A 14,833-nucleotide genomic window follows, 5' to 3' on the forward strand; every position below is an offset into this window, starting at 1 on the left:
GTAGAGGTAGGTGATGTCGCGCCGCTCGGAGGCCAGTAGCCGCCACAGGCGCTGGCCGGGCGTGAGGGAAAAAGGGGGCAGGTCCGCCATGAGGGGAAGAGAGTCGGATTAGTCAGGTACTTAGAGCGGAGCCGGGTGCGGCCGCTAGGCGAGGGTGGCAAAAGCCACTTGGGTCAGGAAGGCTTGAAGGGTGTTTTCGACCCCGTCCCCGGTGATGGCATCGGTGAGCGAGGGCAGGTGCTGGGCGAAGAAGAGCTGCTTGCGCGCCGACTCCAGCAGGGTGCTCACCAGCGCGTGGGGGTAGGGGTAGGCGGGGTTAATTTCCTGCACCACGGTCACGATGCCGGCCGCCAGCTGCTTGTACTCCCGAAACAGTCCCTCCCGGTTGTCGCCGTCCACGTCGCGGGTCAGGTAGGATTTGGATGCCTCGTGCACCACGATGCGGTACAAGGCCGCCTCATCGAGCTGAGTGGTGACCGGGTCGTCCTGGTGGGCCCGGGTGAGAATGCCCAGAATCAGCCGCAGCCGCTCGCGGGCGTCGGGCACGTTGTGGGTGTGAAACCGGATCTGGTAGCGCAGCCAGGCCCAGTGCCAGCTCACGAGGTAAACGAGCAACTTGTGCTTGTTCTCGAAATAGCGGTAGAGCGAGGCCTCGGTGGACTCCATCCGTTGGGCCAGCTTCTTGAAAGTGAACTGCTCGAAGCCGATTTTGTCAATCAGCAGCACGCTTTCGGCCACCAGCCGCCGGCCCAAATCGGTGCCCTGAGGGTCGCGCAGGTAGAGTTTTTCGTTTAAGTCGATGCGGAGGATGTTGTGCATACAAAAGGAAGACTAGTGTGCGTGAAAGGAAACCCCATCCCAAAGGAACGGTTTACCGCGCGTTCGGGTGGCCTCTTCCCCCCGAGTGCGGCGCTATTCGCCCTGGCCCAGCGAGAAAACCCGTTGGCCGTCCATCAAATACAGGTGCTCGGTTTTGATGATGTACAACTGGTTGTCGACCAGGCGGTGCAGCAGGGCCAACACGTCCAGGAACGGCACGGGGGTAAACTTGAGCGTTGAGTCGCCCACCAGGGCATCGGCTGCTACGAAGCGGCAGCGCCAGTGGTCGGTGCAGAACGTCTCGGGGTGGCCGTCGGGGTATACCTTCACCCCGCGGTTCGTGATGAGCTTGAGCTGCATCCGGTGGCCGGTGATGGTTTCGAGCTGGCGGCCTAACTCGGCGGGCTGCTTCCCGTCCCAGCGCAGGAACACGTCCACGCCCACCAGCTGCTGCTGCACGGGGGCCTTGCCGTACAAGGGCGCGGGGCTAACCGTGGGGGCCGGCGTCGCCGCTCCCCGCGCGGGCATGGCCGCCAGCTGCCGCGGCTCCTGGCCGAGGCGCGCAATCACGGCATCCGCGAATTCCACGGTGCTGACTTTCTTCTGGCTGGTTTCGGGGTGGAAGATGTCGGCCGGGTGCAGGCCGTCTTCCAGCGCGCACAGCCAGGCATTGTGGAGGCGGGCCGCCACGTCGTGCTGGCCCAAGTGGCCCAGCATGAGCACCGCAGCCTGCAGCAGCCCCGAGGGATTGGCCACATTCTGGCCCGCAATGTCGGGGGCCGAGCCGTGGATGGCCTCAAACAAGGCCCCGTGGTCGCCCACGTTGGCCGAGCCGGCCAGCCCCACCGAGCCCGTGAGCTGGGCCACCACGTCGGAAATGATGTCGCCGTACAAATTCATCGTCACCACCACGTCGTAGCGCTCGGGCGTGTCGGCCAGCCGCGCCGTGCCGATGTCGATAATCTGGTGGTCCTGCTCGATGTCGGGGTACTCGCGCCCGATTTCCATGAACACCCGGTGAAACAGGCCGTCGGTGAGCTTCATGATGTTGTCCTTGGTCATGCACGTGAGCTTGCGGCGTCCGTGCTGCCGGCAGTACTCGAAGGCGTAGCGCACGATTTTCTCGCAGCCGGGCCGCGACACCAGCTTGAGGCACTGCACCACGTCGGGGGTTTGCTGGTGCTCGATGCCGGCGTACAGGTCCTCCTCGTTTTCGCGGATAATGACCACGTCCAGGTTGGGGTGGCGGGTGGCCACGGCCGGGTGCAGCGAGCGGCAGGGCCGCACGTTGGCGTAGAGGCCCAGGGTTTTGCGCAAGGTCACGTTCAGACTTTTGTAGCCCCCGCCCAGCGGCGTGGTGATGGGGGCCTTAAGCAGCACCCGCGTGCGCCGCAACGACTCCCAGGCGGCCGGATGGATGCCGGAGCTGTAGCCGGCGTGGTATACCTGCTCGCCGACTTCGATGAATTCCGGCTCCAGCGCCGCCCCGGCGGCTTCCAGTATCCGCAGGGTCTGGGTCATGATTTCGGGACCGATGCCGTCGCCGACGGCTACCGTGATGAGGGTTTTGGGCTGCATGAAGGGGGAAGTGTAGTGAAGGAATGACCACGGACCAACCGGGCCCGGTAGTTGCAAATTTAGCCACACTTTTCTAAATAATAGTTTTACTTCTCAAAAAAGAAGTCGGATAATCTATCGCGGAAGCTTTACTAAAAATAATTAGTGGCTGCTGCAACCTTAATATCCCGACTCTGGTATATAATAGTAAAACTACTAATAATGGTAGTTTAACTTAATTTTCATCCACCATGATACAGCTCCCTGTTTTCCGCCCCCGGTTGATAAGGCGGCCGTTCGCTACGCTGCGCCCCATACTCGCGCTCCCGGCGTCGGCCGTGAACAAGGTGCTGGGCCGCGAAAAGGTGCGCGTGCTGCTGGAAACGTTCCGCTCTTACAGCCTGCACCGTTCCCTGATGACGCTCCGCCGGCCATTGGTGCTGCTGCTGCTGGCCGGGGCCACGGCGCTGAGCAGCTGTACCACGGTGCGCCAGGGCGAGGTGGGCGTGAAGCGCACGCTCGGCCGCCTCGACCAGCAAATCGTGGTGTCGGGCCCGAAGGCGTTCAACCCTTTCCTGACGACCATCATCAAGGTGCCCGTCACGACCCAGAACCTGGAAATCCGCTCGAGCCTGCCCTCGAAGGAAGGCTTGTCCATTGCTTCCGACATTTCCATTCTCTACCGCGTGAAGGCCGACCAGGTGCCCAACATCCTGCAAACCACCGGCCTCGCGTACGAGAACATTCTGATTCTACCCGTCTTCCGCTCGGCCGCCGCCGACGTGTGCGCCCGCTACTTCGCCAAGGACATGTACAGCGCCGAGCGCTCGGCGATTGAGAAGGCTATTCTCACGCAGATGAACGGGGTGCTCACCACCCGCGGCTTCGAGATTGAGAACGTGCTGCTCAAGAACATTACCCTGCCCGCCGGCCTGGCCAAGGCCATTGAGGACAAGCTCGAATCGGAGCAGGAGGCTTTGCGCATGGAGTTTCTCAAGCAGCGCGAAACCCGCGACGCCGAGCGCCGCGTGATTGAGGCCGAGGGCCAGAAGCGCATCGCCGTGGTGCGGGCCACGGGCGAGCAGGAAGCCGCCATCATCCAGGCCCAGGGCAAGGCCGAGGCCATGCGCATCGAGGCGCAGGCCGTGCGCTTCACCAACCAGCTCATCCACCGCGACCTGAGCCCGGCCGTGCTCCGGTACAAGTCCATCGAGGCCTTCCGGGAGCTGGCGAAGTCGCAGAACGCGAAAACCATCATTACCGGCGGTGGCAACACGCCTATCGTCAACATGCTGGCCGAATGACCCTACCTGTTTTTTTGCGCACCTCATCCCGGTCGCCGCCCCGGGCGGCCGGACCCCGCCGGTATTCCGGGGCCCCGCCGGCGTGGTGGCTCGGGCTGGCTTTGCTGCTGGGGCTAGCGCAACCGGCGCGGGCGCAGCAGAACCTGTTCAACATCCCGGCCGGCGACCTCACCCCGCGCGGCAAGGTGTTCTACCAGCATCAGACCAACGTGTACGGCCTCGGGGACCTGGAATCGAAAAATCACTTCGTGTACGGGCTGGGCCGGGGCTGGGAAGCAGGCTTGAACGTGCTCAACCTCAAAATGGATTTCCGCAACCGTGGCGACGTGTTCACCGTGAACCGCGACGACCCGGGCCGACCGCTCAAGCCGCTGGTGCAGCTCACGGGGCAGAAGTTTTTCGTGGTCGGTCCCGCGCTTAGTACCAGCCTGGGCACCCAGGTCGGCACCAACCCGCTCCGCTTCGGCGGGGCCCGCCGCCGGCTCACCCACTTCAGCTACAACACCTGGGTGTGGAGCCCGCGGCACCACGTGAAGGTGGTGGCCGGCCCCTACCTCTCCGACCGGGGCACGCTGGGAGCCGGCAACCGGGCCGGAGTGCTGCTGGGAGCCGAATACCCGGTATCGAAAAAGCTGCTGCTCATGGGCGACTTCGTCTCGGGCCGCAACGCCACCAGCGTGTCGGTGCTGGGCATCAACTACCTGGCCACCCGGCGGGTGCAGCTCTGCCTGGGCGTGCTGCTGCCCAACCCCGGCAGCCAAAACCGGGCCGGGGTGGTGTTCGAGCTGAACCTGCTCGGCTACGACGCCGAAGACGATGCCCCGCCCGGCCCGCTCTGAGTGGGCCGCAACTTTCTCTCTTTCATCTCCTAATCCTTCTGCGCCATGTGCCGTTTGCTGCTGTTGCTTTTCGCGTTGCTGCTGCCCGGATTGCCCGCCGTGGCCCAGGACCTGGAACCGGTCCAGAACCGTGCCTTCCAGGTGAAATACGCCGTGCCCCCGCACTGGACCGTGACGCACCAGCGCACCGACTCGGTGGAGGTGCTCCGCTACCACAGCCCCGAGGACGACGCCCGGCTGTGGGTGGGCCAGCTCCGGGGCCGCCACGCCGCGCTGCCGCCCGCCCGCGCCCTGCAGCGGCTGCTGCGCCACCTGGGCGCCACCCGCCACGAAGAGCACCGGGTGTCGTCCCACGGCCTCGACTTTCTGGAGAGCACCGGCACCTGTTTCGTCGGGGGCCGCGAGCTGCGCTACGACGCCCGCGTAACCACCTACCAGGGCCACGTGCTGGTGGTGTACTTCTACGCCACCCCCGCCACCTTTACCACCCAGGCCCCGCTGCTGCACCGGGTACTGGATAGCCTCACGCCGCTTAGGGGCAAGTAAGTGCCCCTAAGCGGCTCGCTTTTTCACTTTTTTTACCACCCTTTTTTCGCGTATCGCCATGAAATCTTTGCTCCTGCTGCTCGCCCTGCTGTTGCCGCTGGGCCTGCGGGCCCAATCCGAACCCGAAATACACTATGAGTCCGTCCACAGTCCCCAGTACCAGCTGCAGTACCAGGTGCCGGCCGGCTGGGACCAGGTGCGCCAGACCAACGACACCATGGTCGCCCTCACCCACTTAAGCCCCGGCCGGGACATGATGCTCTACATCAGCCAGCTGCGCGGGGCCGCCGCCCGCATGACGCCCGATCAGGCCCTCCACCACCTGGCCGAGCAGTTTGGCATCACGGTTAATAAGCAGTTCGCTACCACCTACAACGGCATTCAGTTCCTGGAAACGACCGGTACGGGCAGCCACGACGGCCAGCTGCTGCGCTACGATGCGCTGGCCGCCCGGCACCGGGGCCATGTGCTGCTGGTCTGCGTTTCGGGCACCCCCGACGCCTTTATGACCCACGAACCCTTGGTACAGCACATCCTGCACAGCCTGGCCCCTTACAAGGTGCGCCGGGCGCCCGGCCGCTAGTGCCGGGCTCCCGCCGAACCCGGCCGCCGGTTATCCTTGCTCATTGCATACCCATTTTTTGCGCCTCCCATGATATTGTTCAACCTGCTCACGCTGAGCGCGCAGCACGCGCAAACCGCTACCCACCTGGTGCTAACTGAGCACCTGGCCACGGATGTGTTTCTCGACGAGGCCATCGGTAATCATTGCCTGGCCGCCGACGGCACCATCGGCACCCAGCCCCTGTACCGGGTGCTGTTCCTGACCAAGGCCCTGCTCTACCGTCGCATCGAGCTGTTGCTGCAGGCCCACTTCCCCGGCAATGACTTCCGCATTTATGCCACGCCCGTCACCCACGTCAACGATGCCGAAGCCGACCGGGTGCGCCAGCTCTGCGCCGTTTGATTCGGCCTGCTGAACACAATAGTCTTGTTCCTGAATAGTCTAGGATTTACGCACTTGCGGGAAACGGGGCAGGAATGAGGGGCTTGGCGAGCAGTTAGCGCAAGTAGGGTGCCCACTGCTGTTGGTGCGCCTGATAGATAGTTTGGGCCGTTGGGTTGCTTGCGTCACCATAAAATCAGGCTTTGTCGTAAGTTACCACCAAGTGCGTACGTCCTACAAGGATTACCTTCTGGCTTGGGCACTGAAGTATCCGCCGTCATAGCTGCCTTACCGACCGGGTATTCGGCTGATTTTATTCTACTTATCTATGCTTGCTTATTTGGTAATGAATCGTGCCACGACGTTATTAGCAATAACCGCGCTGCTGACCAGCCTGACTACCCAGGCTCAGCAGAAGTGCCTGCCCGATTCGCTGATCGACTACCTGGACGTGGATTACGTGAAAGTCCCGGCGGGCAATAAGGGCGCTTACACCCGCGTGAGGCACTACACTTCTCCCGAGGGCGGCACCTGGGACCTGTATTATCCCAGCGGACAGCAGCGCTCAGTAGTCACCTACGCCAACTTCCGCAAGGCCCGGATTCAGGGCCTCGTGCAGGATTATTACCCCAGTGGCCTGACCAAGCTGCGCTACGTGGCCGACGACGGCCTGATCGACGGCTACCTGCTCACCTACTACCCCAACGGCACGCTCAAGCGCAAGGACCTCTACGACCACGGCCGGCTGATAAAGGGCCAGTACTTGGGCCCCGATGGCCAGCTGATCGAGCCCCACGTGCCGCTGAAGCAGGACCCTGCGTTTCCCGGCGGCAATGAGGCGCTGATTGCCGCCATCAACCAGCGCGTGGTGTATCCGCCGGATGCGGGGCGCGACGCTGCCGAGGGCCGGGTGCTGGTCCACTTTATCGTGACGGCCCGCGGCGACGTAACCCAGGTGCGGGTGCCCCAGCCCGGCAATGCCCTGCTCGATGCCGCCGCCGTGGCCGCCGTGCGGCAGCTGCCGGCCTTCGAGCCCGGCCGCGTCGACGGGGAGCGGGTGCCCATTGATATGACCGTGCCCATCACGTTCAAGGCTTCGGCCACGCTGAAAACCCTGCGGCGGCTGGGATTGTAGGAGGGAGGCTTAAAAAGCCGGGGCGGCCCCGGATGCGGCACCACGATTCAATGACTCCCTGGCACGAAAGCGGCCAAAGGCCCGCCAGACAGGAGTATTGGCCGGGCAAGCGCAATGGTGAGCTGCCTGTGCTCCTGACTACGGCGCTTAGCGCCCTATTTCCTTGGGGTGCCGCGCGACCAGTGGGCGAAAATGCAGGACCTGATTGCCCGCAAAGACAGGCCCGGTCCGAACGACGTGGCCAGCAAGAACTTGGGCCGCAACTTCTGATTCCCCTTTCAGATTCGTGGATTGAGCTTATTGCTCGCAGGATCAAATAATCTTAACCCAGCTATTTGCTGAAGCCCACTAACGCATAAAAACCGGTCCATCGAGTACCTTAGCAGCCGTAACCAGCGCCATCCGCCGCGAAGAGTGCGGAAATCTGTGATTTATGGACGAGAACATCAAAGCCAAATACCAGCCCGTCATCGGCCTGGAAGTACACGCGCAGCTGCTCACGCGGAGCAAGATGTATTCTTCGGACGAAAACGAATACGGCGCCCTGCCCAACAACAACCTGAGCGTGATTACGCTGGGCCACCCCGGCACGCTGCCCCGGGTGAACCGCACGGCGGTGGAGTTTGCCATGAAGATGGGCCTGGCCACCAACTGCCACATCACCCGCGACAACCTGTTTGCGCGCAAAAACTACTTCTACCCCGACCTGCCCAAGGGCTACCAGATCACCCAGGATAAAACCCCGATCTGCACCGCCGGCCACGTCCCGATCCGGCTGGCCGATGGCTCGGTGAAGGAAATCGGCGTCACGCGCATCCACATGGAAGAGGATGCGGGCAAATCGATGCACCTGGCCGGGGAGGTGGAAACGCTGGTAGACCTGAACCGCGCCGGCGTGCCGCTCATCGAAATCGTGAGTGAGCCCGACATCCGCAACGCCGACGAAGCCTACGCTTACCTGGCCGAAATCAAGAAGCTGGTGGTGTACCTGGGCATCTGCGACGGCAACATGGAGGAAGGTTCCCTGCGCTGCGACGCCAACGTGTCGGTGATGCTGCACGGGGCCGCCCAGTTCGGCGTGAAGGTGGAAGTGAAGAACATGAACTCCTTCCGCAACGTGCAGCGCGCCATCGAGCACGAGATTGAGCGGCAGATTGAGATTCTGGAAGCCGGCGGCACGCTCGACAGCGAAACCCGCGGCTTCGACGCGACCACCGGCACCACCAATGCCCAGCGCAGCAAGGAAACGCTGAACGACTACCGCTACTTCCCCGAGCCCGACCTGCCGCCGCTCATCATCAGCGATGCCTGGCTGCACGAAATTCAGGCGGCCCTGCCGGCGCTGCCCCAGCAGCTCTACGCCCGCTTCACCGGCGAGCTGGGGCTGTCGGACTACGATGCCTCGGTGCTCACCGACCAGAAGGAGGTGGCCCTGTTCTTCGATGAGGTGTCGCGGCTCACGCCCAACGCCAAGGCGGCGGCCAACTGGGTGCAGGGCCCGGTGAAGTCGTATCTGAACGAGCGCGCCATTACCCTGGCCGACTTCCCGCTCACGCCCCGGCACCTGGCCGATATCATCCAGCTCATCGACGAGAACAAAGTGGGCCACTCGGTAGCTTCCAAGCAGCTGTTCCCGTTCCTGCTCGACAACCCGACCCACACCGCCGCCGCCGCCGCCGAAGCCCAGGGCCTGCTTCAGCAGTCGGATGCCGGCGCGCTGGAAGCCATGATTCAGCAGGTGTTGGCCGCCAACCCGGCCAAAGTAGAGGAGTACCGGGCCGGCAAAAAGAGCCTGACGGGCATGTTCATGGGTGAGCTGATGAAGCTCACCGGCGGCAAGGCCGACCCCAAGCTGGCCAACCAGCTGCTGCGCCAGCACCTGGACGCGTAACGCAGTGGTGCCACGACTCAAAGTCGTGGTACCACTATCGTCGCTGATGCCTGCCTGCCGTGCAACGATAGTGGTACCACGACAGGGCCTTCCGGGCTACGGTGCTGATAGTGGGCCCGTTGTCGTGCAACGATAGTGGTACCACGACCAAAAAGTCGTGGCACCACTGCGGGCTTATGGACCCGGCGGGATGCAACCGGCGGGGGAGGCCCCGGGGAAACGTCTGCGTCAGCTATTGTAGCGGCGGGAACCTGCGCCCGGCAGGTTGAGTTGAACCGGGGTGCGGGCCGCCGGATATGTTCCGAATTTGGCAACTTGCCCCTTTGTTTCCTGTCCTTGCCTTATCCTCAACGGTTCGTGAGCCCGTAGCTTGCCCGTCAATTCGAGATGAAACCACGACCTATGAAGAGTCTTTTGCTGATCGGCAGCGTGTTGGCCATGGCCAATGCCTGTAACAAGGGGGCCACCCCAACCACGGCTACTACCACCGGGGCCGGCTATCAGGTGAGCGGGCAGCTCACGAACGCGCCGGCCGGCACCAAGGTGTACCTGGCCGAGCTGGGCGAAACCCAGTTTGTTTCCCGCGATACCGCCACCGTAGACGCTCAGGGCAAGTTCAGCCTGCAGGGCACGACCACCGAGCCCGGTCTCTACCAGGTGAAGCTCAACGATGCCAACCAGGTGCTGCTGGCCCTGGACAACCAGAGCAAGGTGCAGCTGTCCGGCGATGCCAACAAGCTCACCGAGAACTACACCGTGCAGGGTTCCCGGGACTCGGAAGTGTGGCAGCAGCTCAACCGCAGCATGATGCAGTCGAAGCGGCGGATAGCGGCCGTGGAGCAACGCTACGGCCAGAATGCCCAGGCCGGCCGCACCGACTCGCTGCAGCTGCTCAAAGACCAGTACTTCGCCGTGCAGACGGCCGCCGCGGCCGATATCAAGCGGCTGGTGCGGGCCAACCCCGCCTCGGTGGTATCGGCCTTTGCCGTGGGCAACCTGCTGAACCCCGACGAGCAGTTTCCCTTCGTGGACTCGATGGCGACCCAGTTCAAAAAGACGATGCCCGATTCGCGCTACACCAAAGCGCTGGTGGCCCGGCTCGCCCCCTTGCGCGTAACGGCCAAAGGCGCCGTGGCTCCCGAAATCAATTTGCTGGCCCCCGATGGCAAAGCCGTGGCCCTGAGCAGCCTGCGCGGCAAGTACGTGCTGATTGACTTCTGGGCTTCGTGGTGCGGACCCTGCCGCCAGGAAAATCCCAACGTGGTGAAAGCCTATAAACGCTTCAAAAACAAGGGCTTCGAAATCTACAGTGTGTCGTTCGATCAGGACCGGGGCAAGTGGCTCAAGGCCATTCAGGCCGATGGCCTGACCTGGACCCACGTCTCGGACCTGAAAGGCTGGGAAAGCGCCGCCGGCCAGACCTACGGCGTGAAGTCCATCCCCCTGTCCATCCTGCTCGACCCCCAGGGCCGCATCATCGACAAAAACCTGCGCGGCGAGGCCCTGGAAGCCAAGCTGGCGTCGGTGTTGAAGTAGGGGGTTGGTTTTTGGTTGTTGGTTTTTGGTTGTTGGTTCGGCTGTCATCCTGAATGCAGCGAAGGACCTTCCTCTTTGCCACTGGAAGCTTTTTGAAAGGAGAAAAGCCCTTTACCGCCGCAACGGTAAAGGGCTTTTGCATTGATAATGGCTGGTAGGTTGTCCGAGGAAGGTCCTTCATTCCGCTTCGCTGCATTCAGGATGACAGCCGAACCAACAACCAACAACCAACCAACAACCAACAACTAAAAACCAACAACTAAAAACCAACAACCAACAACCAACAACCAACCAGCCCCTAACCCAGAAACATCCGCTGCATGGCCCCCCAGAGGAGCTTTTTGCGACTGTTGTCTTCTTCCAGCAGCTCGATTTCGGCGGCGGGCAGGTAGGCCAGGTCGTTGACCAGCAGCACGGGCTCGTAGAGCTGGGTTTTGTACACGGCCACGTCGAGCAGGTTTTTGCCGAAGCCGATAACCTGCTTGGCGGCCAGCTTCTGGCGCAGGGTGCTCAGCGCCACCGGCAGGGGCGACTCCACGTTGACAATCACCACGTCTTCCACGATCAGGCGGATAGCTTTGAGCAGGTTGTTGAGGAACACGTTTTTGGGCAGGCGCTGAAACCGCACCGGGTCCATGCGAACCAGAATTACCAGGCCCTGGGCGTTGCTGCCGAGCGTGGAGTAGGGCGTTTGCGTCAGGGGCGGAGCCGTGCGCTGGGGCGGGGCGGGAGCCGCTTCCGGCGCGGGCGCCGCGGGCTGAACCGGCGCGGGCGCTGGTACCGCTACGGCGGGTCTGGGCATAAGCCCGGCCAGCAACGACTGCTTGTCCGGTATCGGAATGGCGGTGGGCGGCGGAGCAACTACCGGCGCGGCGGCGGGCGGCGCGGCTTGCGCAGGAGCTGCTGGCGCGGCCGCGAGTGGCGGCGCTGGTTGGGCTGGTACTGGTCTAACAGAAGCTGGCGGCGGGCTGCCGGCCGCGGGAAGATTTACGACCGGGACTACTACCGAAGCAACAACAGCCTCAGTTGTCACCACCGCACCCGTCACCACCGCCGGCGCTGATGCCGTCGTTTCCGGCTCCGTCACCACGTAGAGCGACACGTTGGTGTAGAAATTCTGAAAGAAAGCCAGTGATGCCTGCTCCATGAAGTCAATTAAGAATTAAGAATTAAGAATCAGGAACCGGAAGGAGAGAAGCAAGTCAACCACGGCTCGGGCAGGAGCCGCCGCGGGTGTCAATTCATAGTTCAGCCTTCAGCATTAATTGATGTCGAACAGCGACTTCAGCTCCGTGGCTTCCTGCGGCTTCATGCGGCCGCCCAGCACCAGGCGCAGCTGCCGCCGGCGCAGGGCGCCGTCGTAGAGGCGGATTTCTTCCTCCGTTTCCGCCACCGCTTCCGGCACGTCAATCGGGCGGCCCGACTGGTCCACGGCCACGAAGGTGTAGAAGGCTTCGTTGCTTTTTACCTTGGTGCCGCTGGGAATGTCCTCGGCCCACACGTCGATGTGGACTTCCATGCTGGAGCTGAAGGCACGGGTAACCTGCGACTGGAGCGTGACCACGTTGCCGAGGCGGATAGGGTCGCGGAACGAGACGTTGTCGACGGAGGCCGTAACGACGATGCGGTTGGAGTGGCGCTGGGCCGACACGGCGGCGGCAATGTCCATCAGGTGCATCATGCGGCCGCCCATCAGGTTGTTGAGCGTGTTGGTATCGTTGGGCAGCACCAGCTCGGTCATAATCACGAACGAGTCTTTCACGGGCTTCTGTTTACGCATCATGCGGGAAGTTCTTCAGGGGTAAGTGGCGCAAAGATAAGCTCCCGCTGAGCGGGGAATTAAGAATTAAGAATTAGTAATTAAGAATTAGCAGTTGCCCCAGCCGCCTCGGTCAGAGCCGCCGTACCCAATTCTTAATTCTTAATTCTTAATTCTTAATTCTTAATTCTTAATCCCCCACCCCGCCTGGCCCAGCAGCGGCACGAAGCGGAACTCCTCGAACTCCTCGCTCACGAAGCCGGCCTCACTTTCCCGCGTCACCCGCATCATGCGCTGGGTTTGCTCGGTGCCGACCGGAATAACCAGGGCTCCGCCCACCCGCAGCTGCTGGAGCAGGGCGCGCGGAATAGTGGGCGAGCCGGCCGTGACGAGAATCTTATCGAAGGGGGCGTGCGGGGGCAGGCCCACCGAGCCGTCGCCGCAGAACAGGTGGGCCGCCTGGTGCAGCAGGGCCAGCCGGCGGCGGGTGCGCTCAAACAGCACGGGGTTGAACTCGATGCTGCACACGTGGGGCGTGAGCTGGAGCAGCACCGCGCACTGGTAGCCCGAGCCCGTCCCGATTTCCAGCACCCGATCCTGGGGCCGCGGGCTGAGCAGCGCGGTCTGGTAGGCCACGGTGTAGGGCTGGGAGATGGTCTGACCCTCGCCGATGGGGAAGGCCTTATCCTGGTAGGCGTGCTCCTGAAAAGCCGGCTCGAAGAATAAATGGCGCGGCACCGTGGCCAGGGCCATCAGCACCCGCTCGTCGACGATGCCTTTGCGGCGCAGCTCTGCCACGAGGGCGCGGCGCTGGCCGCGGTGCCGGTAGCTGTCAGCGGACATGGGCAGGAAAATGAGGGCGGGCCATAAGCAGGGGGAAGCAGGTCGTCGGCGGTTCCGCTTTATTGGCCTACCTTTGCGGGGCTCTAAAACGGCACCAGCGGCCCGGGAGAGCGACATCTGCCGCGAAACTACGGCTTCGAACCCACAAAACCACCTAGTGCCGGCGTCCGCTGGTCTGCCCCGAACCCTCTTGATTCGCACCGCTCAAAAACTGAAGCTCATTGCCGCCGACTTTCTGGCGGCCCTGCTGGCCTGGATCTGCTTCTTTCTGCTGCGCAAATACCTGCTCAGTGAAATGACGGCGGGCTACCGCTTCACCGAAGGCGCCCTGTTTACCCTCACCGGGGGAGCCATCATGATTGCCGCTTTCTGGCTGGTGCTCTACCTGCTGATCGGCGAGTACCGCGACATCTTCCGCAAATCCCGGCTGTCGGAAATCATCCGCCTGGCCCGCGTATCCATCCTGGGGGCGCTGATTATCTTCTTCGCCTTCCTGCTCGACGACCAGGGCGTGAGCAACTACCGGCTTTACTATAAGACGATTACGGCCTACTTCCTACTGCACTTCTTTATCACCGCCATCCTGCGCACCTGGGCCGTGACCAGCGTGCAGGGCCTGGTGCACGACGGCACGATTTACTTCAATACCCTGCTGGTGGGCTCCAACGCCCTGGCCCACGAAACCTACCACGAGCTGACCCGCACTAGCCGGCACCTGGGCCTGAAGCTGGTGGGCTTTGCCCCGGTCGGCGACACGATAGATACGGCCCTGGCGGCCGCGCTGCCCGCCCACGGCTCCTACAAGCGCCTGCCGGCCCTGATCCGGGCCCTGCACATCGAGCAGATTGTTATTGCCATCGAGCCCAGCGAGCACCGCATGATTCAGGAAATCCTGACGCTGCTGGAAGGCACGCCCACCCGGGTGAGCATCCTGCCCGACCTCTACCAGATGCTGCTGGGCTCGGTGAAGGTGAACCACCTGTTCGGTACGCCCCTCATCGAAATCAAGCACGATCTGCTGCCGCTGTGGCAGGAGGTAACCAAGCGCGGGCTGGATATCGTGGGGTCGTTGCTGTTTCTGCTGCTGGCCTGGCCGGTGTATGCCTTCACGGCCATTATGGTCCGCAACTCGTCGCCGGGGCCCATTTTCTACTCCCAGGACCGGATCGGTAAGCTCGCTCAGCCCTTCCGCATCTACAAGTTCCGCTCGATGTACATCGATGCCGAGCAGCAGGGGCCATCCCTGTCCTCCGACCACGATCCGCGCATCACGCCCTGGGGCCGCTTTATGCGCAAGGTGCGCCTCGATGAGCTGCCCCAGTTCTGGAATGTGGTGAAGGGCGACATGAGCCTGGTAGGCCCGCGCCCCGAGCGGCAGTTCTACATCGACCAGATCGTGAAAGTAGCGCCCCACTACCGCCACCTGCACCGCGTGCGGCCCGGCATCACCAGCCTGGGGCAAGTGAAGTACGGCTACGCCGAAACCGTAGCCCAGATGGTGGAGCGCCTCAAGTTCGACATCCTCTACATCGAAAACATGAGCCTGGCCATGGACTTCCGGGTGATGCTCTACACGCTCAAAATCATCGTGGAAGGAAGAGGGAAGTAATTAATAATGAACAATTAGTAATTAAGAATTAAGAATTGGGTACGGCCAT

At 62.6% G+C, this 14,833-nt stretch carries 14 protein-coding genes; 9 read left to right on the plus strand and 5 right to left on the minus strand.

Translation table 11 applies throughout. From position 1 onward, the window contains the following. Nucleotides 1-144: 144 nt before the first annotated feature. Nucleotides 145-819 carry a TetR/AcrR family transcriptional regulator gene (locus ABD833_RS11675; protein WP_345073174.1) on the minus strand — a complete coding sequence of 225 codons (675 nt, stop codon included), beginning with the start codon at nucleotides 817-819 and terminating at the stop codon, nucleotides 145-147. A 93-nt stretch (nucleotides 820-912) separates the two neighbouring features. Then, the gene (locus tag ABD833_RS11680) at nucleotides 913-2,397 is read right to left on the minus strand and encodes an NADP-dependent isocitrate dehydrogenase (RefSeq protein ID WP_345073175.1); all 1,485 of its coding nucleotides are present in this window, start codon (nucleotides 2,395-2,397) and stop codon (nucleotides 913-915) included. 230 nt (nucleotides 2,398-2,627) lie between these two features. Here ABD833_RS11680 and ABD833_RS11685 point away from each other — a divergent pair, with 230 nt between their 5' ends. The 8 genes from ABD833_RS11685 to ABD833_RS11720 all read left to right on the plus strand — a co-directional run bounded on the left by ABD833_RS11685 (nucleotide 2,628) and on the right by ABD833_RS11720 (nucleotide 10,573). After that, entirely contained in the window at nucleotides 2,628-3,680 is a 1,053-nt protein-coding gene (locus tag ABD833_RS11685; RefSeq protein ID WP_345073177.1) for a prohibitin family protein, read from the plus strand. A 14-nt stretch (nucleotides 3,681-3,694) separates the two neighbouring features. Next, complete coding sequence (locus ABD833_RS11690) at nucleotides 3,695-4,519, plus strand: hypothetical protein (RefSeq protein WP_345073178.1); 825 nt, start codon at nucleotides 3,695-3,697, stop codon at nucleotides 4,517-4,519. A gap of 45 nt (nucleotides 4,520-4,564) precedes the next feature. Beyond that, nucleotides 4,565-5,065 carry a hypothetical protein gene (locus ABD833_RS11695; protein WP_345073179.1) on the plus strand — a complete coding sequence of 167 codons (501 nt, stop codon included), beginning with the start codon at nucleotides 4,565-4,567 and terminating at the stop codon, nucleotides 5,063-5,065. Nucleotides 5,066-5,123: 58 nt separating this feature from the next. After that, entirely contained in the window at nucleotides 5,124-5,648 is a 525-nt protein-coding gene (locus ABD833_RS11700) for a hypothetical protein (protein WP_345073180.1), read from the plus strand. Between the two features lie 69 nt (nucleotides 5,649-5,717). After that, nucleotides 5,718-6,032, plus strand: a complete 315-nt coding sequence (locus ABD833_RS11705; protein ID WP_345073181.1) for a hypothetical protein — start codon at nucleotides 5,718-5,720, stop codon at nucleotides 6,030-6,032. A gap of 325 nt (nucleotides 6,033-6,357) precedes the next feature. After that, entirely contained in the window at nucleotides 6,358-7,146 is a 789-nt protein-coding gene (locus ABD833_RS11710; RefSeq protein WP_345073182.1) for a TonB family protein, read from the plus strand. A 433-nt stretch (nucleotides 7,147-7,579) separates the two neighbouring features. Continuing rightward, nucleotides 7,580-9,037, plus strand: a complete 1,458-nt coding sequence (gene gatB / locus ABD833_RS11715) for an Asp-tRNA(Asn)/Glu-tRNA(Gln) amidotransferase subunit GatB (RefSeq protein WP_345073183.1) — start codon at nucleotides 7,580-7,582, stop codon at nucleotides 9,035-9,037. Nucleotides 9,038-9,439: 402 nt separating this feature from the next. Continuing rightward, nucleotides 9,440-10,573, plus strand: coding sequence for a redoxin family protein (locus tag ABD833_RS11720; protein WP_345073184.1), 1,134 nt, complete (start codon nucleotides 9,440-9,442; stop codon nucleotides 10,571-10,573). Nucleotides 10,574-10,871: 298 nt separating this feature from the next. On the opposite strand, the gene ABD833_RS11725 is transcribed toward ABD833_RS11720, so the two are convergent. The 3 genes from ABD833_RS11725 to ABD833_RS11735 all read right to left on the minus strand — a co-directional run bounded on the left by ABD833_RS11725 (nucleotide 10,872) and on the right by ABD833_RS11735 (nucleotide 13,175). Beyond that, complete coding sequence (locus tag ABD833_RS11725) at nucleotides 10,872-11,720, minus strand: hypothetical protein (protein WP_345073186.1); 849 nt, start codon at nucleotides 11,718-11,720, stop codon at nucleotides 10,872-10,874. A gap of 114 nt (nucleotides 11,721-11,834) precedes the next feature. After that, nucleotides 11,835-12,353 carry an acyl-CoA thioesterase gene (locus ABD833_RS11730; RefSeq protein WP_425553641.1) on the minus strand — a complete coding sequence of 173 codons (519 nt, stop codon included), beginning with the start codon at nucleotides 12,351-12,353 and terminating at the stop codon, nucleotides 11,835-11,837. A gap of 162 nt (nucleotides 12,354-12,515) precedes the next feature. Then, on the minus strand, nucleotides 12,516-13,175 hold the full coding sequence (locus tag ABD833_RS11735) for a protein-L-isoaspartate(D-aspartate) O-methyltransferase (RefSeq protein WP_345073188.1): 660 nt from the start codon (nucleotides 13,173-13,175) through the stop codon (nucleotides 12,516-12,518). 190 nt (nucleotides 13,176-13,365) lie between these two features. Between ABD833_RS11735 and ABD833_RS11740 the strand changes: the two genes are divergently transcribed. Continuing rightward, nucleotides 13,366-14,784 (plus strand): sugar transferase, encoded by a 1,419-nt coding sequence (locus ABD833_RS11740; RefSeq protein ID WP_345073189.1) that lies wholly within the window; start codon nucleotides 13,366-13,368, stop codon nucleotides 14,782-14,784. Nucleotides 14,785-14,833 lie beyond the last annotated feature (49 nt).

The organism is Hymenobacter fastidiosus, from assembly GCF_039539565.1.
Classification (GTDB): domain Bacteria; phylum Bacteroidota; class Bacteroidia; order Cytophagales; family Hymenobacteraceae; genus Hymenobacter; species Hymenobacter fastidiosus.